Origin of the sequence: Azospirillum oryzae (genome assembly GCF_900177515.1) — a bacterium.
Taxonomy (GTDB): Bacteria; Pseudomonadota; Alphaproteobacteria; order Azospirillales; family Azospirillaceae; genus Azospirillum; species Azospirillum oryzae_A.
This window is the reverse complement of sequence record NZ_FXAK01000008.1, coordinates 477,866-499,957: the sequence shown is the minus strand read 5'-3', so window position 1 is coordinate 499,957 and position 22,092 is coordinate 477,866. Positions and strand designations below refer to the sequence as shown.

Annotated in this window: 17 protein-coding genes and 1 tRNA gene; 9 read left to right on the top strand and 9 right to left on the bottom strand. The window is 66.6% G+C overall.

Annotation, left to right across the window (positions count from 1 at the left end; all coding sequences use genetic code 11):
- The first annotated feature begins 399 nt into the window (after positions 1 to 399).
- Positions 400 to 1,281, top strand: coding sequence for a hypothetical protein (locus tag B9N97_RS28225; protein ID WP_085091129.1), 882 nt, complete (start codon positions 400 to 402; stop codon positions 1,279 to 1,281).
- 173 nt (positions 1,282 to 1,454) lie between these two features.
- Positions 1,455 to 1,540, top strand: a tRNA-Tyr gene (locus B9N97_RS28220).
- A gap of 87 nt (positions 1,541 to 1,627) precedes the next feature.
- Here the strand turns inward: B9N97_RS28220 and B9N97_RS28215 are convergent.
- Entirely contained in the window at positions 1,628 to 3,496 is a 1,869-nt protein-coding gene (locus tag B9N97_RS28215) for a PAS-domain containing protein (protein ID WP_085091128.1), read from the bottom strand.
- 674 nt (positions 3,497 to 4,170) lie between these two features.
- Between B9N97_RS28215 and ccoG the strand changes: the two genes are divergently transcribed.
- The 3 genes from ccoG to B9N97_RS28200 all read left to right on the top strand — a co-directional run bounded on the left by ccoG (position 4,171) and on the right by B9N97_RS28200 (position 6,761).
- Positions 4,171 to 5,646: a cytochrome c oxidase accessory protein CcoG gene (gene ccoG / locus B9N97_RS28210; protein ID WP_244560969.1), complete on the top strand. Its 1,476-nt coding sequence runs from the start codon at positions 4,171 to 4,173 to the stop codon at positions 5,644 to 5,646.
- 194 nt (positions 5,647 to 5,840) lie between these two features.
- Positions 5,841 to 6,398, top strand: coding sequence for a hypothetical protein (locus B9N97_RS28205; protein WP_085091126.1), 558 nt, complete (start codon positions 5,841 to 5,843; stop codon positions 6,396 to 6,398).
- A 177-nt stretch (positions 6,399 to 6,575) separates the two neighbouring features.
- Positions 6,576 to 6,761, top strand: a complete 186-nt coding sequence (locus B9N97_RS28200; RefSeq protein WP_085091125.1) for a hypothetical protein — start codon at positions 6,576 to 6,578, stop codon at positions 6,759 to 6,761.
- Between the two features lie 10 nt (positions 6,762 to 6,771).
- Here the strand turns inward: B9N97_RS28200 and B9N97_RS28195 are convergent, their stop codons facing one another.
- The 3 genes from B9N97_RS28195 to B9N97_RS28185 all read right to left on the bottom strand — a co-directional run bounded on the left by B9N97_RS28195 (position 6,772) and on the right by B9N97_RS28185 (position 9,632).
- Complete coding sequence (locus B9N97_RS28195; RefSeq protein WP_085091124.1) at positions 6,772 to 7,938, bottom strand: cytochrome-c peroxidase; 1,167 nt, start codon at positions 7,936 to 7,938, stop codon at positions 6,772 to 6,774.
- A 141-nt stretch (positions 7,939 to 8,079) separates the two neighbouring features.
- On the bottom strand, positions 8,080 to 8,925 hold the full coding sequence (locus B9N97_RS28190; RefSeq protein ID WP_085091123.1) for a uroporphyrinogen-III synthase: 846 nt from the start codon (positions 8,923 to 8,925) through the stop codon (positions 8,080 to 8,082).
- Positions 8,926 to 9,011: 86 nt separating this feature from the next.
- Complete coding sequence (locus B9N97_RS28185) at positions 9,012 to 9,632, bottom strand: class I SAM-dependent methyltransferase (protein WP_085091122.1); 621 nt, start codon at positions 9,630 to 9,632, stop codon at positions 9,012 to 9,014.
- A 304-nt stretch (positions 9,633 to 9,936) separates the two neighbouring features.
- Here B9N97_RS28185 and B9N97_RS28180 point away from each other — a divergent pair, with 304 nt between their 5' ends.
- Positions 9,937 to 11,727 carry a sensor histidine kinase gene (locus B9N97_RS28180; protein WP_085091121.1) on the top strand — a complete coding sequence of 597 codons (1,791 nt, stop codon included), beginning with the start codon at positions 9,937 to 9,939 and terminating at the stop codon, positions 11,725 to 11,727.
- An 8-nt stretch (positions 11,728 to 11,735) separates the two neighbouring features.
- The gene (locus B9N97_RS28175; protein WP_085091120.1) at positions 11,736 to 13,118 is read left to right on the top strand and encodes a sigma-54-dependent transcriptional regulator; all 1,383 of its coding nucleotides are present in this window, start codon (positions 11,736 to 11,738) and stop codon (positions 13,116 to 13,118) included.
- Between the two features lie 10 nt (positions 13,119 to 13,128).
- Here the strand turns inward: B9N97_RS28175 and B9N97_RS28170 are convergent, their stop codons facing one another.
- The 3 genes from B9N97_RS28170 to B9N97_RS28165 form a co-directional block, all read right to left on the bottom strand.
- Positions 13,129 to 14,826, bottom strand: coding sequence for a glycosyltransferase family 39 protein (locus B9N97_RS28170; RefSeq protein ID WP_143266895.1), 1,698 nt, complete (start codon positions 14,824 to 14,826; stop codon positions 13,129 to 13,131).
- Positions 14,827 to 15,121: 295 nt separating this feature from the next.
- A complete protein-coding gene (locus B9N97_RS35265; RefSeq protein ID WP_143266894.1) occupies positions 15,122 to 15,430 on the bottom strand; it encodes a hypothetical protein in 309 nt (102 codons plus the stop codon).
- 45 nt (positions 15,431 to 15,475) lie between these two features.
- A complete protein-coding gene (locus tag B9N97_RS28165) occupies positions 15,476 to 16,096 on the bottom strand; it encodes a nuclease-related domain-containing protein (protein WP_085091118.1) in 621 nt (206 codons plus the stop codon).
- 258 nt (positions 16,097 to 16,354) lie between these two features.
- On the opposite strand from B9N97_RS28165, the gene B9N97_RS28160 reads away from it, so the two are divergent.
- On the top strand, positions 16,355 to 16,816 hold the full coding sequence (locus tag B9N97_RS28160; protein WP_085091117.1) for a MerR family transcriptional regulator: 462 nt from the start codon (positions 16,355 to 16,357) through the stop codon (positions 16,814 to 16,816).
- The gene (locus B9N97_RS28155; RefSeq protein WP_085091116.1) at positions 16,801 to 18,426 is read left to right on the top strand and encodes a 3-(methylthio)propionyl-CoA ligase; all 1,626 of its coding nucleotides are present in this window, start codon (positions 16,801 to 16,803) and stop codon (positions 18,424 to 18,426) included. The genes B9N97_RS28160 and B9N97_RS28155 overlap by 16 nt, the downstream gene beginning before the upstream one ends.
- 178 nt (positions 18,427 to 18,604) lie before the next feature.
- Here the strand turns inward: B9N97_RS28155 and glpK are convergent, their stop codons facing one another.
- Positions 18,605 to 20,098, bottom strand: coding sequence for a glycerol kinase GlpK (gene glpK / locus B9N97_RS28150; protein ID WP_085091115.1), 1,494 nt, complete (start codon positions 20,096 to 20,098; stop codon positions 18,605 to 18,607).
- 140 nt (positions 20,099 to 20,238) lie between these two features.
- A complete protein-coding gene (locus B9N97_RS28145; RefSeq protein ID WP_085091114.1) occupies positions 20,239 to 22,002 on the bottom strand; it encodes an ABC transporter substrate-binding protein in 1,764 nt (587 codons plus the stop codon).
- Positions 22,003 to 22,092: the final 90 nt, after the last annotated feature.

Genomic DNA, 22,092 nt, shown 5'->3' with positions numbered 1-22,092 from the left:
TCTCCGCAAAAAACGGTTGGGGCTGTTCTGCAACTGAAAACACGCCACCCCCCGTCCGGGGTCCATCGCCCTTTTCAAAAGTCGGCAATCGAAAGATGCCGGTGACCGGAGGTTGCGACCGGGGGTTTACGGCCGCTTCCATATTTTAAAACATCCGTTCTCCACCAAGCGTCGTACGCTGTGGTGACACCGGATACAAAATCACGATTCCCTGCAAAGTTATGCTGGCATTTTTGAGAAGAGTTTCCGATAGTCGTCCATACCGAAAACATCGCCCGCCAGCGTGAAGCCTCGATGCTGCTGACGCACGCGCCCGCGTGGTCCCGCGTCTGAAGCGTGCGGTCCGGGTAGACATGCTGACGAATGACTGAAAATTCACTTTGGCAACCGAGCGATATAATGAACGCAGAAACCGGGAGCGAACCGGAGTCTCCCAAGAAGCGTGGGCGCATTCCGCAGTCGGCGTGGCCCCAAATTCTTGAACGTTACCGCAGCGGCGCAACCCTTTCGGCCATCGCGCGCGAATTCGAATGCACGCCCAGTGCCATCTCCTACATCATCAAGAAGGCGGAGGCCGCGAGCGGCCAGGGCGATGCCGCTCAGGGTGATGCCGGCCCGGTCGAGGGGATGCAGGACGAGGCGCAGGGCGCCGACGGTACCTCTTCCGCAGCGCCGGAGACGGCTGGCGAGGCTCCCGCTCCGGTGACTCCGGCGGTCCCGGAAACGCCGGCCGCGGCGCCGGCGCCCGCCGCTCCCGCCGCCGCGGAGTCCGAAACCCCGGCCGAACCGCGCCGCGCCGCCGGCCGCACCGGCCGCACCACGCTGACCCGTGCCCCGCGGACGGAACCGGCCGCCGAGCAGCCTTCGGCCGAGGCGCCGGCTGCCGCTCCCGCACCGGCCCCGACGGAAACGCTACGCCTGAACCGGCCGGAGCCCGCCGCGGCTCCCGCGCCGGCGCCGGTTGCCGCCCCGGCTCCCGCACAGACTCCCGCACAGACCGCCGCCGCGCCGGAGGCCCCGCGTGCGGCCGGCCAGCCGACGCCGCCGGTGGATGCGGTGGAAGGCCGGCTGCGCGACACCGCCAAGGCCTGCATTTCCGCCTATCGCGGCTGGCGTCAGCAGCCGAGCGAGGCGACGATCCAGGCGCTGTCCGAAACCGTGCACGAACTGCGCAAGGCTTTGGCCCGCGTGGAGATCGACATGTCGGCCAGCCGCCGCGAGGAACAGGCGATCCGCCCGATCCCGATCCCCGCGCACCGGGCGTCGCGCCGCCCGAACTGAACGGTCTTTCAAAAGCGGGTTTGAAAAGCCCCCTTTGAAAATCCGCCGTCTGAAAAACCTCCGTCCCCACCCGGGGGCGGAGGTTTTTTCATGGCCGCGGCTCCGCTTGCGCCATCCATGCAAAAGGGGATTGACGGCCCCCCAATCGAAAGGCTAATCCTCTGCGCCCCGATGGAAGGGTGGCCGAGTGGTTAAAGGCAGCAGACTGTAAATCTGCCCGCGTTAGCGTACGCTGGTTCGAATCCAGCCCCTTCCACCATCGCATTCAAATCGAGAGCATCCGCCGAACGGAACAGCCCTCGCGAATGCCGGATTTCCCCTCCTCGTCTTTTCAAAAATCCGCCGCCTACAGCGGCAGCGGTTCGGCAGGCGTCACGCGCGGGAAGCGCAGCGTGAAGGCGGTCCCCGCCCCCGGCGCGCTGTCCAGCCGCAGCCGGCCGCGCAGAGTCCGCATGACCAGCGTGTAGACGATGTTCAGCCCCAGCCCGCTGCCGCCGCGGTCGCGGCTGGTCGTGAAGAAGGGCTCGAACACCTTGCCGTGCAGCTCCGCCGGGATGCCGCGTCCGTCGTCGGCATAGACCAGTTCCACCTCGCCATCCATCGCCGTCACCGTCACCGTCAGCCGGCCGCGCCCCCCCGGCTCGTAACCGTGCAGAAGCGAGTTGATGACGAAGTTGGTCAGGATCTGGCTGAAGGCACCCGGATAGCTGTCGATCGTCAGGTCGTCGGGGCAATGGACGGCAACCGTGTGACCGCTTCGACGGATGCGCATGCCCAGGCTGCGCAGGATTTCGTGAATGTAGGCGTTCAATTCGAAGACGCGGCGTTCCTCGCTCGCCTGATCGACGGCGATCTGCTTGAAGCTCTGGATCAGCCGGGTGGCGCGTTCGATGTTGAGCAGCATCAGCTGCGTCGCCTCGTCGGCGATGTCTATGAACTCGGCGAAATCTCCGCGCCGCAGGGCACCGGCCTCGAACAGGTGGCGCAGCGCGCGGGTCTTCTCCGCCAGCAGCGAGGCACCGGTCAGGGCGATGCCGACCGGCGTGTTGATCTCGTGCGTCACCCCGGCCACCAGTGAGCCCAGCGCCGCCATCTTCTCAGCCTGGATCAGTTGGACCTGCGCCTCCTTCAGGTCCTGCAGGGCGCGTTCGGCCTCCTCCTTGGCGGCCCGGACGGCTTCGGCCGCGCGCACGCTTTCGGTGACGTCGGTGTGGGAGCCGACGATGCGGAACGGCTTGCCGTCGTTGCCCGCAACGGCGAGCGTGCGCGTCTCCAGGAAGACCGTGGCGCCCGAGCGGTGATGGAAACGCTGCAGCAGCCGGCCTTCCGACCGCCGGCCGGCCGCCAGATCCCGCTCCAACTCCAGTGCGGCACCGAGATCGTCGACGTGGATCAGTTCTTCCCAGCGGCGGCGGCTGTTGTCCATCTCCGCCTCGGAATAGCCCAACAGGCCCCACCATTGCGGGGAGAACCAGACATCGCCGGTGCGGAGATCCCATTTCGAGATGCCCTCGCGCGCCGCCTGGATCGCCAGTTCCAGCAATTCCCGGCTGGAGGCGACCTCCCGCTCCGCCTGCTTGCGCTGGGTGATGTCGGTGTAGGTGGTGACGAATCCGCCGTCGGGCAGCGGCAGGGTCACCGTTTCGATGACGACGCCGTCGGGCCGCACGCGCTCGTTGTAAAAGGGCCAGGAGGCCTTGCGGATATAGTCCAGCCGCTGCGCCACCAGATCGTCGACGTCGCCGCGGCCATAGCCGCCCTGCTCCGCGATGTGGCGGACCACCGCCTCATAGGGCTGGGCATAGCGCGGGAATCCGGGATCGATGTAGAGCAGTTCCAGCACGCGCCGGTTCCAGGCAACCAGCCGCAGGTCATGGTCGAAGGCCATCACCCCCTGGCTGAGGCAGTCCAGCACCGAACTGGTCTTCGCCCAGGGCTCCTGTTCGGCCGGAACCGACACCGAATCGATTGCCGTCAGCAACCGCTCGCCCGGCCCGCCGGCCCCCAGCGCCAGGGTCACGGCGCTTCCGTCGGGGAGCCCGCGCGTCAACGGACAGCCGCGGCGCAGGTCGGCGATGGCGGCACACCCCAGCAGGCCGCCGAACAGCCCGACCAACGTCGCATCGGCCGGCACGGCGAACCGGGCCGCGAAGGCGGCATTGGCCCATACCAGGCGTTCGTCGGCGTCAAAGCGGGCGAACCCGGTGTCCCCCATGCCCGTGCCTACTCCCTCCGCTGAACCGGCCGGTTGAATTCACAGCCGGCGCCCAGACCGACGGGATAAACCCGGCGGCAGGACACGCGGCGCGACCCGCGGTCTCATTCTTGTCTCTTGACGGTTGACGGGCAAGCGTCATTCCGCACCTGCCGGCGCTGGAGCCGGCTGGGAGACCGGTTGTTCTTACGAGACAGTGAAGCCTAATCCTGCGCCTGTCCAGGGTCCCCGGCGGCCAAGCCGTTGTTGGAGATAAGGATTTGCGCGACGGCGAATGCGGCGGTCCGCGGCAGCCGGTTTCCGGCGGTTCCGGCCTCCGCGACGATTTTTCCCGCCCCGTCCGAGCTTGAACCGACCGAACTGCATGACTAGGGCAGCCATGGCGACGGCAGGCAAGCCTTGATGGTACGCTGCACTGATTGTTGTGTTGGTTTGCAGTATAGTATCAGTATTGTGCGTAATGCCGCGATATTTGAACAATATTCAGCTTGTGGATCGGCCGCCTGCCACAGTATTAACCGACCCCGGACCGCGGATCCCTCGAACCGGTGAAAAGCCTCGGATTGGGAATGGCTTTTCAGAATAACGACGTTGTTTGACAGAGGTCAAACACGCCGCACTGGTGGTCGAATATGCTCCGCGCCAACGTGGAACCGGAAATCAGGCGCATCGACATGCCAGACGGAAGCATCGTTCAGCAGGGCGCAGCCCAACCCGCCAAGGTCCCGCTGTACGAAAGCCATAAAACGATCCATCCGAAGGCGGTCAAGGGCCTCTATCGCCGCCTGAAGACGGTCACCTTCTCCGTTCTTCTGGCCCTGTTCTTCATCGCTCCCTGGATCCGGTGGGAACGCGGTCCCGACGCGCCCGCCCAGGCGGTGCTGTTCGACCTGACCACGCCCCGGTTCTTCCTGTTCTGGATCGAGATCTGGCCGCAGGAAATCTATTATCTCACCGGGATCCTGATCGTCGCGGCGCTTGGGCTTTTCCTGGCGACGGCGCTGGCCGGCCGCGTCTGGTGCGGTTTCGCCTGTCCGCACACGGTGTGGACCGACCTGTTCGTCTGGATCGAGCGCATCTTCGAAGGCGACCGGGCGGAGCGCATCCGCATGGAAAAGCAGCCCTGGACGGCCCGCAAGGTGCTGCGCAAGGCCGGCAAGCATGCGGGCTGGCTGGCGCTCAGCTTCGTCACCGGCTTCGGTTTCCTCGCCTATTTCACCGACGCCCCGGCCCTGCTGCACGACTTCGCCACCTTCCAGGCCAGCTACGAGGCGACATCCTTCTTCGCCATCTTCGTCGGCATGACCTATGTGATGGCCGGCTGGACGCGCGAGCAGATGTGCATGTACATGTGCCCGTGGCCGCGCATCCAGAGTGCGATGCTGGACGAGCATTCGCTGGTCGTCACCTATCAGGCCGACCGCGGCGACAACCGCGGCCCCAAGCGCAAGTCGCAGAGCTGGGACGAGCGGCGCGCCCAGGGCTTCGGCGACTGCATCGACTGCGGCCAGTGCGTCCAGGTCTGCCCGATGGGCATCGACGTGCGCACCGGCGAGCAGTCGGACTGCATCAACTGCGGCCTGTGCGTCGACGCCTGCGACAGCATCATGATCCAGCAGGGGCTTCCCACCCGCCTGATCGCCTTCGACAGCTTGGCCGCCCAGGACACGCGGGCGTCCGGCAAGAGCTATCAATGGCGTCTGTTCCGTCCGCGCGTCATCGTCTATGCCCTGCTGATGCTGGTCATCGGCGGTGCGATGGCCTGGAGCTTCGCGCTGCGCCCCAGCCTGAACATCACCGTGCTGCGCGATCGCGCGCCGCTGTTCGTGACGCTGTCCGACGGCTCGATCCGCAACGCCTACACCTTCAAGGTCGCCAACAAGACCCGGCAGGACCGCTCCTACACCCTCAGCGTCGCCGGCCTGCCCAATGCCGAGATCAAGGTGATCGGCGAAGCGGAGGACGAAGCCGCCGCCCACACTGCCACCATCTCCGCCGAGCCGGACAGCGTCGCCACCTACCGCGTCTATGTGACGGCCCCGCGCACGGCGGTCACCTCCACCTCGCTGCCGCTGACCTTCCAGCTATCCGACACCGGAACGAACGAGAAGAACAGCCACGACAGCGTCTTCATGGGGCCGGCGAACTAGCCTCCGAACCCTCCTTGGCACGAGCGCGAAAGGCGGGGGCCGGCGGATCGGCCTACCGCCTTTCGTGTTTCTGCGCAAAGGGAGGGGCCCCGCATGGGCAGTTTGCGCGGGCCGGCATGCAACTCACCTGACTCAAGCGAACGAAGGCTGGACCGCGGCGACGCCGGATCCGCCTGCAGCGAGGTGAGACACCCATGCTTTTCGACTTCGAGCCATCGGGCATCAACGACACCTATCTGCGCCTGACACGCAGCGGGCTGTCCTGCATCGTCGCTCCGGCCGGGGCGTGGAACGGGCTTCTGCGGGTCAACTACATCGTCGCCGGCGCACCCGGCGGCGGCGAACCGCACATGATCTTCCGCAGCCTGGATGTCGGCTGGGACGACGGCCGCTTCTGCTGGAAAGGCCGGGCGGCGCCGGTGATGACCAGTTCCGGCATGGTCGACATCCTGCTGGAACGCGGGCTGGTGACCGACTCGGAGGCGGAGCGGCTGCTGTTCGGCATCAACACGCCGGCGGCCGGCGCCAGTTCGGACGAGGCGCTGATGATCCGCGCCCTGCTCAGCGGCTGCAGCTTCACCCCCGTCTACGACCAGCCGCCGCTCAGCAGCGAGCCGCCGGTGGTCGCCGGATTCGCCATGCGCACCCTGGCCGATCCAGGCGCCTACATGCTGGAGGCCCGCAATGGCTTGCCGGTTCTGGACGGCGAGGCCCGTGACGCGCTGCGCCGGCAGGTCGGGCTGGTGATGTGACGCCCTCCTTCTTTGGTCGAAGACCGATCCGGAATCGGCCGAATCCCACCCCTATGGCGTAGGGACTAGACCTTCGGGCGATAGAAACTGTCATGTTGCCGGGACATTCTTATTGCAACTGCTCACAGGAGCCATGCTGCCGCCGACCTCGACCCCTTCCGAAAGAGCCCGACAGCCATGAACGCCAATCTGTCCCATCGCTGCACCGCCCTGATCGACCGCGCCCGCGCCGCTTGGCTGAGCCAGCCGCTGGCCCGCAAGCTGGCGTCCCGCAATGCCGCCCGACACAGTTCAATGGGTCGTCGCCGGATGTCGATGGAACTGCTGGATATGGAACTCTTCCGCATCGATATCGGCGGCTGAGAGTTCTGCCCTATTTCGCCAGCAGGTGTTCGTACCGCGAGTCGGTCAGCGTCTTCATGAAGGCAACCAGCGCCTTGACGCGGCGGGTGTCCAGCGCCGGGGCCGATTCCAGTTCCTTGGTCGAAAGGTTCGCCGCCACCTCCGGCGCTCCCCAGGGCTTGCCGGTCTCCGGATTGATCGCGGCCTTTTCCGTCCGGTTGTTGTAGTGGTCGTAGAAGCGGACGACCGTCTCCAGATCCTTGAAGACGCCATTGTGCATGTAGGGGCCGGTCACCGCGACGTTGCGCAGGGTCGGCGTCTTGAACTTCCCTTCATAGGCGGGCTTGGCCGCCGCCGGATTGTCGTGCAGCCCGCGGTCGGCGAAGCCCGGCTTGCCGGAGGCGTCGCGCAGGGCCGGATTGGCCGGAACGCCGATGTTGTGATGTTCATAATTGGTGAACATCTCCCCCTCCGCAGCCGGCATCGCCTTCAGCTTGTGGCACTGGTTGCAGTTGGTGAACTGGGTGGAGAAGAACAGGGTCATGCCCAGATCCTCCTCCGGCGTCATCTTGTACTGGCCGCGCAGATAGCGGTCGTATTTCGAATCGAAGGGCGCGAAGCGGTCGGTCTTCTCGAAGGCGGCGATGCTGTCGGTCATCGCGTCATAGGCGCGCCCGGCATCGTCCAGCACCCCGGCGCCATAGAGCGCCACAAAGGCGCGGGCGTAGTCGGGATTCTCCGCCAGCCTTTCCCGCGCCTGCTCCTTGGAGGTCAGCCCCATCTCCGCCGGGTTCAGCGGCGGGCCGCCGGCCTGATCCTTCAGCGTCGCGGCGCGGCCGTCCCAGAACTGGCCGCCGACCGCCTTGCCATCCGCCTTGATGTGGAAGGCGGGGGTGAAGGCCGCGTAAGCCGCCGTCGGCGCATTGCGGTCGCCCACCGACTTGCCGTTGTCGCCGACCGACGCCGCCCCGCCAGCCCCGCCGGTGCGCGGATCGGCGAAACCGAAATCCGGATTGTGGCAGTCGGCGCAGGATTGCGTGCGGTTGGCCGACAGCGCGGTGTCGGAAAACAGCGCCTCCCCCAGCTTCTCCTTGCTCGACAGATCCGCAGCAAGAACGGACCCACCCCCGGCCAGCCCGGCCGACAGGAAGGCCAGCGCAAGCGCGCCGCGGGACAGGGGAGAAAGACGGACGGGCATGACGACGCTCCTGGCAACGGCCGCTGACTGCGGACCACACTGAGCGTCAAAGGTTAATCGAGAGTGAGAATTGTTATCAATCCGCCCGCGCATAAGGAGGGTGGGGCGAAAGGTCGCTGGCCTGCAAAGGGCGATGGCCGCTCAGGCCGGCTTGCTCCCCTCCCCCTCCGTCAGCAGCCGGCGGATGGCGTTGACCAGCGGCTTCATGTGGAAGGTCGAGTCCGGAGAAACCGCGACGGTGCCGCCGGCCGCCTCCACCGCTTCGGCCACCACCGGGCCGACGGCGGCGATGCGCGTCCTGGCGAAGCCCTGGCGGAAGGCGTCGCCGAGACCGCAAGCCTCCGCCACCTCGTGCAGGCGCCGCACCTGGGGCGATGCGGTGAAGGCGACGAAGTCGATGCGCCCGTCCGCCATGTCGCGGATCGCCGTCTGGACGGCGCCGGTCTCCGAATCATTGGCGTAGCGGTAGGGGGTCACCGCCACCGGAATGCCGCCGCCGGCCCGCACGGCCTCCAACAACGGGTCGTTCGGGTTGCCGGGATAGAGTTGGACACCGACGCGGCGGCCGGTGAGGTCCTCCTCGCCCAGCATGGCGATGACACCGTCGGTGGTTGGGGCGGGGGCGGATTTGTAGGGGGCGCAGCCGATCTCGCGCAGTGCCTTCACCGGCTTCGGTCCGCGCACGAAGACCCGCGCCCGGCCGATGGCGGCGACCACCTCGGCCTCGCGCTCCATGGCGCGGGCGACGGTCATCAGCCGTCGCAGCCCCTCGCCGGTCAGCAGGACGATGTCGTCGAACCCTTCGGTCAGCAGCCGCTCCAGCCAGTCCCTTGCCGGCGCCGGATCGTCGAGGTCGAGGATCTTGACCAGCGGGCAGCGGATCGTCTCGGCGCCGTGCTGTTCCATCATGCCCGCGAACAGGTCGAGATCCCGGCTTTCCGGCACCAGAATCCGCTTTCCCGCCAGATCGCCGCCCTGTTCGGCCATATCCCCGCTCCCATGTTCCGCCTGTTTGGTGACCGAGAGAGTAACAGCAGGCGACCGGCGCGGTCACGCGGGATGGACAGGCGCCCCTACCCCCGCCGACAGTGCAGCAGGCTGAACAGCCCGAAGGGCGGCAGGGTGCGGATGCTTTCCACCGCCAGCCGCGAGCCGGCCATCATCGCATCCAGCGTGAAGTCGGGCCGCCAGCCGAGCTTCTTCGACAAGGGCGACAGCCAGCCCTCCACCGCGCGGCGGACGCCGGGACGCGGGGCGGCGAAATGGTTGACGATGACGATGTCGCCGCCGGGTTTGCAGACGCGCTCCAGTTCCGCCATCGTGCCCTGGGGGTCGGGGACGACGGTCATCACATACATGGCGACCACGACGTCGAAGCTGCCGTCGGCGAAGGCCAGCTTGCCGGCATCCATCTCCAGCAACCCTTCGACATGGTCGAGCTTCTCGCGCTCCACCCGCTCCTGCGCCACCTTCAGCATGTCGGTGGACAGGTCGATGCCGACGACGCGGTTGTCCTTGCGGTAATCGGACAGCGACAGGCCGGTGCCGACGCCGACCTCCAGGATGCGCAGGCCGCCGCGGCGGTTCAGCCACTCCACCGCCGCATGCCGGCCGGAAGCCAGCAGCACGCCGAACACCCGGTCGTAGAATCCGGCATAGCGGCGATAAGCGGCGCGAATGGATTCGGCGTCCATGATCCTGTCTCCCCCGTTTCGATCCCGTTGCCTGCATGTGCCGCAAGGTCAAGCCCAAGCCGGCAGCGGCGCACCATAACCGCCTTTTGCATGCCATGAAAGTGACGCAAACAACAGAAGCCGGCCAATGTCACCGCTGGCGGCGCCGTTCATTTGTCATATCCGCTTGGTTGATTTGCATTCATACGACGCCCCGGCGATCTTGATTGGACGTTCATTCAAAAACCTTGGGCATTTTACCGACCCTCGCGGCGGCGGGAAAAGGCGCTGGACAGCATCGCCCCGGCGGCTCCATAGACAGGCGATGGCCGACTCCGTTTCCTCCCGTTCGCTGCGCCACCGCCGGCTGGCGATCCTCGTCGCGGCGCTGGCCGCGGTGACGGCGCTGGCCTGCTGGGGCGCCTATCGCTGGGCGGAAGCGGAAGCGCGGGCGGCGCTGACCTTGAACGGCGACCAGCGGCTCGGCCTCTATGCCAGCAGCATCCGCAATGCGGTCGGCCGCTATGACTACCTCCCCTTTCTGGTCGCCCGCGATCATGAGGTGCTGGACCTGCTCGATGCGCCGTCGGAGACGCGGCGCGACGCGGTGAACCGCCGGCTGGAGACGGCGAACGCGGCAGCGGGTTCGGCGGCGCTTTATGTGGTGGACCGCTCGGGCCTCGCCTTGTCGGCCAGCAACTGGGCCGATCCGGCGCAGAGCTTCGTCGGCCAGACCTATGATTTCCGCCCTTATTTCCGCCAGGCGGTGGAGTCCGGCAGCGGCCGTTATTTCGGCATCGGCGTCACCACCGGGCTGCCCGGCTATTTCCTGTCGCACGCCGTGCACCGGGGGGAGGCGCTGATCGGCGTCGCCGTGGTCAAGATCGACCTGGAGCCGCTGCAACGCGATTGGGCCGCCGGTGGCGAGCGGGTGCTGGTGACCGACGAGAACGGCATCGTCTTCCTGTCCAGCCATGCCGACTGGAAATACCGCGCGCTGCGCCCGCTGCCCGACACGGTGAAGGCCCGTCTGGCGCAGACCCGCCAGTATGACCGCAGCGATCCGGCCCCGCTCGGCCTGCGCGACGGCCCGCCGGCAGAAAACGGCGCGCGCCAAATCAGCCTGCCCGATCCGCTCGCTCACGGCGCCCGCCATGCCTACCTGATGCAGGAACTCGCCCTGCCGGAATTCGGCTGGACCATCCGCTTCCTGTCGGATCTGGAGCCGGTGAAGGCCCAGGCGGCCGGCGCCGCCGTGCTGACCGCGATGGGCATCCTGCTGCTGGCCGCCGCCCTGGCGCTGGGCTGGCAGCGGCGCCAAACGTTGCGGCTCCAGCATGAGGCCCGCGTGACGCTGGAACGCCGGGTGGAGGAACGCACGGCCGAACTTCTGACCGCCAACCGCGTCCTGCGCGAGGCGCAGGAGGAGCTGGTGCAGGCCGGCAAGCTGGCGGCGCTGGGCCAGATGTCGGCGGCGCTGGCGCACGAGATCAACCAGCCGCTGGCCGCCATCCGCACCTTCGTCGCCTCCACCCGCCTGCTGGCCGAGCGCGGCGAGACGGTGATGGTCCGCGACAACCTCGCCATGATCGGCGACCTGGCGGAGCGGATGGCGGTGCTCTCCGGCCATCTGAAGGACTTCGCCCGCAAGGGGCCGGCGCGGGTGGAGGCGGTGCCGGTCGCCCGCGCCATGGACCGCGCGCTGGCCCTTCTCGCCTCCCGCCTGCGCGAGGAGGAGGTGCAGGTGGAGCACAGCATCCCGCCCGACGCCCGCGTGCGCGGCGACGCGGTGCGGCTGGAACAGGTCTTCGTCAACCTGTTGCGCAACGCCGCCGATGCCATGGCCGAGTGCGAGGACCGCCGCCTGACCCTGACCGCCGACCGGAATGCCGAAGGTTGGGAAATCCGCATCCGCGACACCGGCACCGGCATCGCCGAGGCGCACCAGTTCCAACTGTTCGACCCCTTCTTCACCACCAAGGAGGTCGGCCAGGGGCTTGGCCTCGGGCTGTCGTTGTCCTATGGCATCGTGCAGGACTTCGGCGGCACGCTGCGGGCGGAGAACAATCCCGACGCCGGCGCCTGTTTCGTCATCCAGCTGCCGGAAGCGCAATGAGGGCCGGAATGAAGACCGATCCGCTCGCCACCCCCGTCCTGTTCATCGACGACGAGCTGGCGATGCGCGTGTCGGTGACGCAATGGCTGCAGCTGGCCGGCTTCGCCGCGCAGGGCTTCGAGACGCCGCAGCCGGCGCTCGACCTGCTGGCGCCAGACTTCCCCGGCGTGCTGGTCACCGACGTGCGGATGCCGCGGATGGACGGCATGGCGGTGCTGGAGCGGGCGCTGGAGCGCGATGCCGACCTGCCGGTGATCCTGGTGACCGGCCATGGCGACGTGGCGCTGGCGGTGGAGGCGATGCGGCGCGGCGCCTACGACTTCATCGAGAAGCCCTTCGAACCCGACCATCTGGTCGCCGTCATCCGCCGCGCGGCGGAGAAGCGGCGGCTGGTTCTGGAAAACCGCGGCCTGCGCCGGCGGGCCGGTGGCGGCGGGATCGACTCGAAGCTGATCGGCACCTCCCCCGCCATCGCCGAACTGCGGCGCGACCTGATCGACCTCGCCGCCACCAGCGCCAGCGTGCTGATCCATGGCGAGACCGGCACGGGGAAGGAGCTGGTCGCCCGCTGCCTGCATGATTTCGGGCCCAGGGGGGCAAAGGGTGCCTTCGTCGCCGTCAATTGCGGCGCCATCCCCGACAGCATGGCGGAAAGCGAGCTGTTCGGGCATGAGCCCGGCGCCTTCACCGGCGCCACCCAGCGCCGCGCCGGCAAGCTGGAACATTCCAGCGGCGGCACCCTGTTCCTCGACGAGATCGAGAGCATGCCGCTGGCCATCCAGGTCAAGCTGCTGCGCGCCCTGCAGGAACGCACCATCGAACGTCTGGGCTCCAACAAACAGGTTCCGGTCGACCTGCGGCTGGTGGCGGCGACCAAGATCGACCTGCTCGACCTCAGCGAGGACGGACGCTTCCGCGCCGACCTCTATTACCGCCTCAACGTGGCGGAACTGCACATCCCGCCGCTGCGGGCGCGGGCGGAGGATATTCCGCTGCTGTTCGACTATTTCACCGCCGAATTCGCCGCCCGCCATGGCCGCGAACCGCGCCCGCTGGAGCCGGCCGACATCGACGCGCTACTGGCCCATGACTGGCCCGGCAATGTGCGGGAACTGCGCAATCTGGCCGAACGCCATGTCCTGTCGGTCGGGCGCAACGGCGTCGCCGGCCTGCTGCGCCGCCGCCCGGTCGGCGGAGAGGCGGCGACGGCACCGCGCGCGCTCGCCGATCAGGTCGACGCCTTCGAGAAGCGGGCGATCGAGCAGGCGCTGGAGTGCTGCAAGGGCGACATCAAGTCGGTGATGGACCTGCTGGACATCCCCCGCCGCACCCTGAACGAGAAGATGGCCCGCCACGGGCTGGACCGCACACGTTTCCTGCCCCGCAGCTGAAGATCTGTCGTCACCAATGCCGCTGATGGCGGCCGGTGCGCAGGCGGGCCATCTCGACGATCTCCGCCGGTTCCGCCGGCTTGCGCAGATCCTTCACGACCGCCAGCAGGGCGCCGTCGCGCTCGACCTCCGCCACTGTCGAGCCGGTCATCAGCGTGTCGCAGTCCTCCTGCGTCGGCGCGATGAAGAAGTCGGCGCGGTTCCAGTCGTTGACCCAGCGCATGTTGGCCGGCGCCAGCTTTTCGAAGGCCAACGGCTCGGCGCAGACGGCGACGCTGTAGGTCTTGTGATGGTGGGTGCGCGCTTCCTCCGCCGCGATCACCTCGGACAGGTCGTCCACCGCTTCCGGCAGGCTGTTGACCCAGTAATCGACATCGTATTTGCGCACCGCGCCGGAGACGCCGCCGACCAGTTCGTTGAAATAGACATATTCGTCCGGATGCAGCGACTCCAGGACCGTCGCCTCGCGCCCCAGCACCAGCGCCAGCGCGACACCGGCCAGGGCCGCCGCCGACAGGCCGCGCCCGGTCCGCTGCGACACGCCGAACCTCCAGGCCCCGGCCCAGCCGAGCAGCCGGTCGAGCCCGATGCCGCCCAGCACCGCCAGCGGCGGCAGCACGAACAGGAAATGGCGGATCGCGGTGTAGCCCGGCGCATGGGTGACGGTGAACCAGACGACCGGGAACAGCGCCGCCATCGCCACCAGCCCGCAGCCGACCGCACGGACCCTGCCCACTTCGCCCGCCAGCCGGTCGCGATACATCATCGCCGGCAGCACCAGCAGCCCCAGCGCCGCGCCGCCCAGCATCACCAGCGGCAGCTTGACCCCGAGATACCAGACCAGATAGCTGCGCGGCACCTCGTACATCCAATATTCGTTGCCGCCCAGCATGGTGCGGATCGGGTAATGGAAATGCGAGAAGTCAGCGAGCGCCCGCAACGGGTTCAGCGGCTCCAGCACCGCCCAGGGCCAGAAGACCGCCATCAGCCCATAGGCGACCGGCAGCGCCGGCAGCAGCCGCAAGGCCCCCCGGCCGGCCTCGCGCAGCCGTCCGGCGGAGACTCCGCCGACCAGCACCCAGCCCACCAGCGCCGCCGCGGCATAGCCGGCCACCAGCAGCGCCCCGACCCGAATCCCCAGCGCCAGCCCGACGACGGCGCCGAATCCCAGCACCGTCCCCCAGCGGGGCCGCGGCATCTGCCCGACCAGCCGGATCAGCATCGCCACCGCCGCCATCATCAGCACGCCGAAGGGCACGTCCTTGGTGTGGTTGAACAGCCCGCCATACCAGGGGCCGCACAGCGCCAGCAGCGCCCCGGCCAGGAACCCGGCCCGCGGCCCAGCGACCCGGCGGCCCACAGCCCATACCACCGCGATCCCCGCCACCCCGATCAGGCCGCACAGCAGGTGCCGCGTCTCGTAGGGGTCGAAGGGCAGCAGCGGCGCCAGCGCCACCGCCGCCATGTCGAACAGCCCGCCATAGAGATAGAGGTTCTTGTAGGTGAAGGCCGAATCGTCGGTGAAGCCGCTGCGGTACCAGTCGATCAGCTTGGCGCCGTAGACATGCTGCACCTCTTCGTCGTTGGAGATGCCGTACTGCCGGAAGGTGACGGCGACCAGCAGGATCAGGGCCAGCAATCCCAACGCCGCGGCAATATCCCACGGCTCGCCGATCAGCCGGCGCAAAACGCTGCTTTTCCCCTTCACGCCCGGCTCCCCGCTTCCCGTCCGCAAGCCACCCCTGGCCGACCTGCAGAAAGCATCGGTCTTCCCAGCTTGTCATGTGAAATCTCTGACATGACCGTGGATGCGCAGACCGGCCGTCCGGATACCGGGAAAAGGCCGGCGGGTCGGGTGTATCGCACCTCACCGGAAAACAGGCAAAATCGCAGGACCTATCAATCGGATTCTGAGATACTGGCAAGTTATTCATCTGAAAGAACGGCACAGAACGGCCGGGGCACCGCCCTACAACGGCTGAGCACTACGGTGCCCACCCGCCTTATTTCAGACCGGCACAATATTGGTCGAACAGCGGTTTCAGGAACTTGTTGACCATCAGAGGAAAGGTCGTATTGATCGGAAAAATATGCCCCTTTTTATCGGCAACTGATGACGTGCCATCACGATTTCGCAATTGGACGCCAAAATTGCCGTTCTCCATTTCCCAATAATGGTCGTGGCTCCCCGTCTCAAGTCCCACGCTGGTTTGTGCCACGAGAAGGTTACGACGACCTTTGCTGTCGATCCCGCCTTTGAACCACAGCCCGGAGGCTCCTTGAATGGCTTTCCCCCAAACGGTACGCTGCATATACCCCTCCAATTTACTGGATAATGCGATGCTCTAAGTGTCAGCTCACATACGGTTACGTTGGCGCAGTTGCTCGCGATGGGCTTTCCTGCCATCCTGCTGCCGCTCCGAAGCAGCCATGCTTTGCAGCATGCTCCACGCCTGTGCCGCGGCGGGTGAGGTCGGAACATTGGCAGCGATCCGATCCAGAACTTCTTTCAGATTGTTGGTCGTACCCACACCATCCGGCCGGTCGCGCTTGAAAGTGGATCTCGGCGTAAATGCTACGAACCCCCGCACGTCGACCTCAGGGAAAAGTTCGCGAAGCGAACACACATGTGCGTGGTTCTGATGAATCGGGTTCTGGAACTTATTTTTTTGCCGCCCGCAGACCTGTGTCCAGCTTTTCTCGTGTTTTTGCCCGTAAATGGACCCGGCGTAATTCTTGACCTCAATGCAGACCAATGCGCCTCCCGCTATCACGACATGATCTATTTGCGTCCAACCTCTTGAAGCCGACACGTATAGATCGCTGATGACCTGATAGCCGGCTTTCTTGATGGCGCGCTCTGCGACGCGTTCACCCCTCTTTCCCTTGCCCTCTATCGTACCAAATTTCGCCAACACCAAAGATATGACAATGATGGGCGCAATCAAAAAAGCAAGATTTAATATAGAAATTACCATTGCGCTTCCTTATTGAATAATTACCAACAATTCCATCAAAATTCATCCGCTATCAACTGGTCATTTGGTCGCCATATCCGCGTATGCTTTGCATGCATATGCTATGCATTATCCCGCAATGATCCGTAACCGTCCGGTGAATCCCACACTATGGACAATTTATCCGGCAGGCTTCCGCGACATAAAGTGCGCTTTAGCTGATTGACGTTGACTTCCCCCCTGTGCCCATGGCGAAATCATCGGCACACGGGATTGTCCATGGCCGAACGGGATCGGGTGTATGGCGTAACGGAGCTGGCGGCGGAGTTCGACCTCACGCCGCAGGCGTTGCGCTTTTATGAGGAAAAGGGGCTGCTGGCGCCGCAACGGGCCGGGGGACGGCGGGTGTTCACCTACCGCGATCGTGCCCGGCTGATGCTGATTCTCAAATTCCGGCGGGTCGGCTTCTCGCTGGAACAGATCGCCGAATACCTCGCCCATTACCGCTCCGGGCGGCCCAGCGCCGGGCAGTACCGCGACGGCCTGTGCAAGATCCGCACCCGCCTGACCGAGCTTGAACGCATGCAGTCGGAAATCGCCGAGGTGATCCTTGAGCTGAAGGCGATGGAGGCCGATGCCGAACGGCGGCTCGCCGCCTGCCCGCCCGACGACGACTCGAAACAGACCGTGCCCACACAGAAGAGAAATGAACCGGGAGTGAAACGATGCTGCGCGGAATGATGATGAATGGCCCGCTGCTGGTGACGTCGATCCTGCGTCACGCGGCCCTATACCATGCCGACACCGAAATCGTGTCGCGCACCACCGAGGGGCCGATCCACCGCTACACCTACGCCGACGCCTGGGTCCGCGCCCAGAAGCTGGCCAATGCGCTGGCGGCGCTGGGGATGCAGCCGGGCGACCGCATCGGCACGCTGGCCTGGAACGGCTATCGCCATCTGGAATGCTATTACGGCATCGGCGGCTCGGGCATGGTCTGCCACACCATCAACCCGCGCCTGTTCCCGGAACAGATCGCCTACATCGTCAACCACGCCGAAGACCGGCTACTGTTCACCGACCTGACCTTCGTGCCGCTGCTGGAGGGGATCGCCGGTGAGCTGACCGGGCTGAAGGGCATCGTCGTGATGACCGACCGGGCCAACATGCCGCAATCCTCGCTGCCCAACCTGCTGTGCTACGAGGATCTGCTGGCGGAGCAGTCCGACAGTTTCGACTGGCCGGAGCTGGACGAGAACACCGCCTGCGGCATGTGCTACACCTCCGGCACCACCGGCAACCCGAAGGGCGTGCTGTACAGCCACCGCTCCTCCTACCTGCATGCCATGGCCGCCTGCATGCCGGACGTGTTCGGCCTGTCGGCGTCGGACGTGGTGCTGCCGGTGGTGCCGATGTTCCACGTCAACGCCTGGGGCGTCCCCTATGCCGCGCCGATGGTCGGCGCCAAGCTGGTCTTCCCCGGCGGCAAGCTGGACGGCGCCAGCCTGTACGAGCTGTTCGAGGCCGAAAAGGTCACCAACACCGCCGGCGTGCCGACCGTGTGGCTCGCCCTGCTGAACTGGCTGGACGCCAACAGGAAGAAGCTGACGACGATGCGCCGCATCGCCATCGGCGGCTCCGCCTGTCCGCCGGTGATGATCCAACGCTTCCAGGAGATGGGGGTGGAGGTTCTGCACGCCTGGGGCATGACGGAGACCAGCCCGCTCGGCCTCGCCAACATGCCGAAGGGCAAGCATCGCGGGCTGGACGCCGACGCCGCCCTGGCGCTCGCCTCCAAGCAGGGGAGGCCGATCTGCGGCGTGCAGTTCCGCGTGGTCGACGGCTCGGGCAACGACGTGGCGCGCGACGGCACCAGTTTCGGCCGTCTGCTGGTGCGCGGGCCCACCGTCTGCTCCGGCTATTTCGGCGTGACGGAAAGCCCCGCCCATCAGACGGTGCCGGGCTGGTTCGAGACCGGCGACGTGGTGACGATGGACGCCGACGGCTATGTCCAGATCGTCGACCGCACCAAGGACGTCATCAAGTCCGGCGGCGAATGGATCAGCTCCATCGACCTGGAGAACATCGCCGTCGGTCATCCCGGCGTGCAGGAAGCCGCCGCCGTCGCGGTTCCCGACGAGAAATGGGGCGAGCGCCCGGTGCTGGTCGTCGTCCGCAAGCCGGACTCCGCCCTGACCCGCGAGGAGTTGCTGGCGGTCTTCGACGGCAAGGTCGCGAAGTGGTGCATTCCCGACGACGTCCGCTTCGTCGACAGCCTGCCCCACACCGCCACCGGCAAGCTGCTGAAGAGCGAGATCCGCCACATGCTGACCAGCCCGGGCGGGGTGTGACCGGAAAAGAAATCGGGCCGGACGGCATGATCCGTCCGGCCCAGTGTCCCCGCGGGAGTGGCGAGGACGACGCACCCGAGGGAGGAGCGCGCAACCAAGGTCAATCTACCGGCCGACGAAGAAAGCGACTTGTTCGTCTGCGCCACAATTTCCGCAAATTCCGGCCACTGGAACTTTTTCAGCGCTCCGACCGCACCCGCGTCACAGCGTCGCGCCAGCCGTCATAAAGGCGGTCACGCTTGCCCTGCTCCATGCGCGGTTCGAAGCGGCGCTCGCTGCGCCAGGCGTCGGACACCGATTCCAGCCCGTCGAACACGCCGACCCGCAGCGCCGCGAGGCAGGCGGCGCCGAGCGCCGTGGTCTCGATCACCTTCGGGCGCTCGACCGGCATGTTCAGCAGGTCCGCCAGGAACTGGCAGAGCCAGTCGTTGGCCGCCATGCCGCCGTCGATGCGCAGCGCATTGATGGTGCCGCCCCAGTCGCCGGCCATCGCCTCCATCAGGTCGCGGGTCTGGTAGGCGACCGCCTCCAGCGCCGCGCGGGCGATGTGTGCCGGGCCGACATCCAGCGTCATGCCGAAGATCGCGGCACGGGCATCCGAATCCCAGTGCGGCGCACCCAACCCGACGAAAGCCGGAACGAAATAGACGCCGTGGCTGTCGGGCACGCGGGTCGCCATGTCGTCGGTCTGGCTGGCATGGGTGATGATGCCGATGCCGTCGCGCAGCCACTTGATGGCGGCACCCGCCACGAAGATCGAGCCTTCCTGCGCATAAGCCGTCTTGCCGTTTAGCCGGTAGGCGACGGTGGTCAGCAGCCGGTTCTTCGACACCACCGGCGTCTCCCCGGTGTTGATCAGCGCGAAGCAGCCGGTGCCGTAGGTCGATTTCGCCATGCCCGGCGTCAGGCAGGCCTGCCCGAAGGCCGCCGCCTGCTGGTCGCCCGCCACCCCGGCGATGGGGACCGGCCGGCCGAGCAGTTCCGGCTCGGTGGCGCCGAAATCGTCGGAGCTGTCCAGAACCCGCGGCAGCATGGCGCGCGGCACCCGGAACAGCGCCAGCAGTTCGTCGTCCCAGTCCTGGGCATGGATGTCGAACAGCATGGTGCGCGAGGCGTTGGTCGCGTCGGTCGCATGCACCCGGCGCCCGGTCAGGTGAAAGATCAGGAAACTGTCGATGGTGCCGAAGCACAGCTCGCCCCGTTCCGCCCGCGCACGGGCGCCCGGCACATGATCGAGGATCCAGGCGATCTTGGTGGCGGAGAAATAGGCGTCGATCAGCAGGCCGCTCTTGGACCGCACCAGCTCGGCATTCCCTGCGGCGATCAGATCGTGGCAGAGCGATGCGGTGCGGCGGTCCTGCCAGACGATGGCGCGGTGGATCGGCTTGCCGGTGGCGCGGTCCCACACCACGGCGGTCTCGCGCTGGTTGGTGATGCCGATGGCGGCGATGGACGAGGCATCGACCCCGGCCTTCTCCACGGCCTCGCGCGCCACGGTGCGGACGTCGCGCAGGATGTCGGCGGGATCATGCTCGACCCAGCCGTCGCCGGGGTAATGCTGCGGGAATTCCCGCCGCGCCTCGGCCAGCGGCGTCCCCCGGCCGTCGAACAGGATCGCCCGCGACGAGGTGGTGCCCTGGTCGATGGCGAGGATGTGGCCGGCCTTGCTCATGGATGCGTTCCCTCGTGATTTCTTGCGCTTGATAAGAAAGGGGCGGCGGCCAGCCTTTCAAAGGAATGCCGCCGCCCCAGGGTCACCTCCGGCTCAACCAGGACGAATGCCGGGGGGAGAACCCGTCGCCGCATCCCGGATCAGCGGGCGCGGCCTTCCTTCCAGGCCTTCAGCAGGTCGTCGTAGGCGATGGTCTCGCCCTTGGGCTTCTCGTTGTCCAGCTTGGCCTTCGGAGCGCCCGGCTTGTCGAACCAGACCTTGGCGTCCTCTTCCTTGTTCAGCTGCGGGGCGCAGTCGCCGCCGATCTTGGCGCGCTCCATGCGGGCCATGACCTGCTCCATCTGGGTGGCGAGGTTGTCCATCGCCTGCTGCGGGCTCCGCTCACCCGTGACCGCCTCGGCGATGTTCTGCCACCACAGCGGCGCCAGCTTCGGGTAGTCCGGCACGTTGGTGCCGGTCGGCGACCACGAAACGCGGGCCGGGCTGCGGTAGAACTCGACCAGACCGCCCAGCTTCGGGGCGGCGGCGCTCATCGGCTCCGACTTGATGTCGCTCTCGCGGATCGGGGTCAGGCCGACCAGCGTCTTCTTCAGCGACGCGGTCTTCGACACGGTGAACTGGGCATAGAGCCAGGCGGCCTTGCGGCGTTCCAGCGGGGTGGACTTCAGCAGCGTCCAGGAACCGACGTCCTGATAGCCCAGCTTCATGCCCTCTTCCCAGTACGGGCCGTGCGGCGAGGGGGCCATGCGCCACTTCGGCGTGCCGTCGGCGTTAACCACCGGCAGGCCCGGCTTGGTCATGTCGGCGGTGAAAGCGGTGTACCAGAAGATCTGCTGCGCGACGTTGCCCTGGGCCGGCACCGGGCCGGATTCGGAGAAGGTCATGCCCGACGCTTCCGGCGGCGCGTACTTCTTCAGCCAGTCGATGTATTTGGTCAGGGCATAGACCGAGGCCGGACCATTGGTGTCGCCGCCGCGCTTGACCGAGGCGCCGGCCGGGCGGCAGCCCTCGACGCGGATGCCCCACTCGTCCACCGGCTTGCCGTTCGGCAGGCCCTTGTCGCCGGCACCGGCCATCGACAGCCAGGCATCGGTGAAGCGCCAGCCGAGCGACGGGTCCTTCTTGCCGTAGTCCATGTGGCCGTAGACGCGGGTGCCGTCGATCTCCTTCACGTCATTGGTGAAGAAGTCGGCGATGTCCTCATAGGCCGACCAGTTCTGCGGCACGCCGAGATCGTAGCCGTACTTGGCCTTGAACTTCTCCTTCAGGTCGGGACGGGCGAACCAGTCGGCGCGGAACCAGTAGAGATTGGCGAACTGCTGGTCGGGCAGCTGGTAGAGCTTGCCGTCCGGGCCGGTGGTGAAGCTGGTGCCGATGAAGTCCTTGATGTCCAGCGTCGGCAGCGTGACGTCCTTGCCCTCGCCCGCCATGAAGTCGGAGAGCGCGACCGCTTGGCCGTAGCGCACATGGGTGCCGATCAGGTCGCTGTCGTTGACGTAGGCGTCGTAGACGTTGCGTCCCGACTGCATCTGCGTCTGCAGCTTCTCGATGACGTCGCCTTCCTGGATCAGGTCGTGCTTCAGGCGGATGCCGGTCAGCTCGCTGAACAGGCGGGCCAGCGTCTTCGATTCATATTCGTGCGTGGTGATGGTTTCGGAGACGACGTTGATCTCCATGCCCTTGTACGGCTCGGCAGCCTTCACGAACCATTCCAGCTCCTTCATCTGCTCGTCCTTGGAGAGCGTGGAGGGCTGGAGTTCCTCGATGATGCGCTTGGCGACGGCTTCCTGGTCCGGCGTCATGGCGGCGGACGGGGCTGCCGAGGCCATCGCCAGCAGAACGCCGATACCGCCGGCCATCACGGCCCCGGTCAGGCGGCGCCGCAGAGTCTGGTGCTGAAGCATGCTTCCTCCCACTTGTCGACTTGGTGTCTGGTTGACGTTTCGTTGATCAATGCCCGGCGGAAACCACCGTTCTTCCCGTCCTCCCCGCAT

Coding starts and splice junctions, on each gene's coding strand:
- B9N97_RS28225 (WP_085091129.1), top strand. CDS start 400: ATGAACGCAGAAACCGGGAGCGAACCGGAGTCTCCCAAGAAGCGTGGG.
- B9N97_RS28215 (WP_085091128.1), bottom strand. CDS start 3,496: ATGGGGGACACCGGGTTCGCCCGCTTTGACGCCGACGAACGCCTGGTA.
- ccoG (WP_244560969.1), top strand. CDS start 4,171: ATGCCAGACGGAAGCATCGTTCAGCAGGGCGCAGCCCAACCCGCCAAG.
- B9N97_RS28205 (WP_085091126.1), top strand. CDS start 5,841: ATGCTTTTCGACTTCGAGCCATCGGGCATCAACGACACCTATCTGCGC.
- B9N97_RS28200 (WP_085091125.1), top strand. CDS start 6,576: ATGAACGCCAATCTGTCCCATCGCTGCACCGCCCTGATCGACCGCGCC.
- B9N97_RS28195 (WP_085091124.1), bottom strand. CDS start 7,938: ATGCCCGTCCGTCTTTCTCCCCTGTCCCGCGGCGCGCTTGCGCTGGCC.
- B9N97_RS28190 (WP_085091123.1), bottom strand. CDS start 8,925: ATGGCCGAACAGGGCGGCGATCTGGCGGGAAAGCGGATTCTGGTGCCG.
- B9N97_RS28185 (WP_085091122.1), bottom strand. CDS start 9,632: ATGGACGCCGAATCCATTCGCGCCGCTTATCGCCGCTATGCCGGATTC.
- B9N97_RS28180 (WP_085091121.1), top strand. CDS start 9,937: ATGGCCGACTCCGTTTCCTCCCGTTCGCTGCGCCACCGCCGGCTGGCG.
- B9N97_RS28175 (WP_085091120.1), top strand. CDS start 11,736: ATGAAGACCGATCCGCTCGCCACCCCCGTCCTGTTCATCGACGACGAG.
- B9N97_RS35265 (WP_143266894.1), bottom strand. CDS start 15,430: ATGCAGCGTACCGTTTGGGGGAAAGCCATTCAAGGAGCCTCCGGGCTG.
- B9N97_RS28165 (WP_085091118.1), bottom strand. CDS start 16,096: ATGGTAATTTCTATATTAAATCTTGCTTTTTTGATTGCGCCCATCATT.
- B9N97_RS28160 (WP_085091117.1), top strand. CDS start 16,355: ATGGCCGAACGGGATCGGGTGTATGGCGTAACGGAGCTGGCGGCGGAG.
- B9N97_RS28155 (WP_085091116.1), top strand. CDS start 16,801: ATGCTGCGCGGAATGATGATGAATGGCCCGCTGCTGGTGACGTCGATC.
- glpK (WP_085091115.1), bottom strand. CDS start 20,098: ATGAGCAAGGCCGGCCACATCCTCGCCATCGACCAGGGCACCACCTCG.
- B9N97_RS28145 (WP_085091114.1), bottom strand. CDS start 22,002: ATGCTTCAGCACCAGACTCTGCGGCGCCGCCTGACCGGGGCCGTGATG.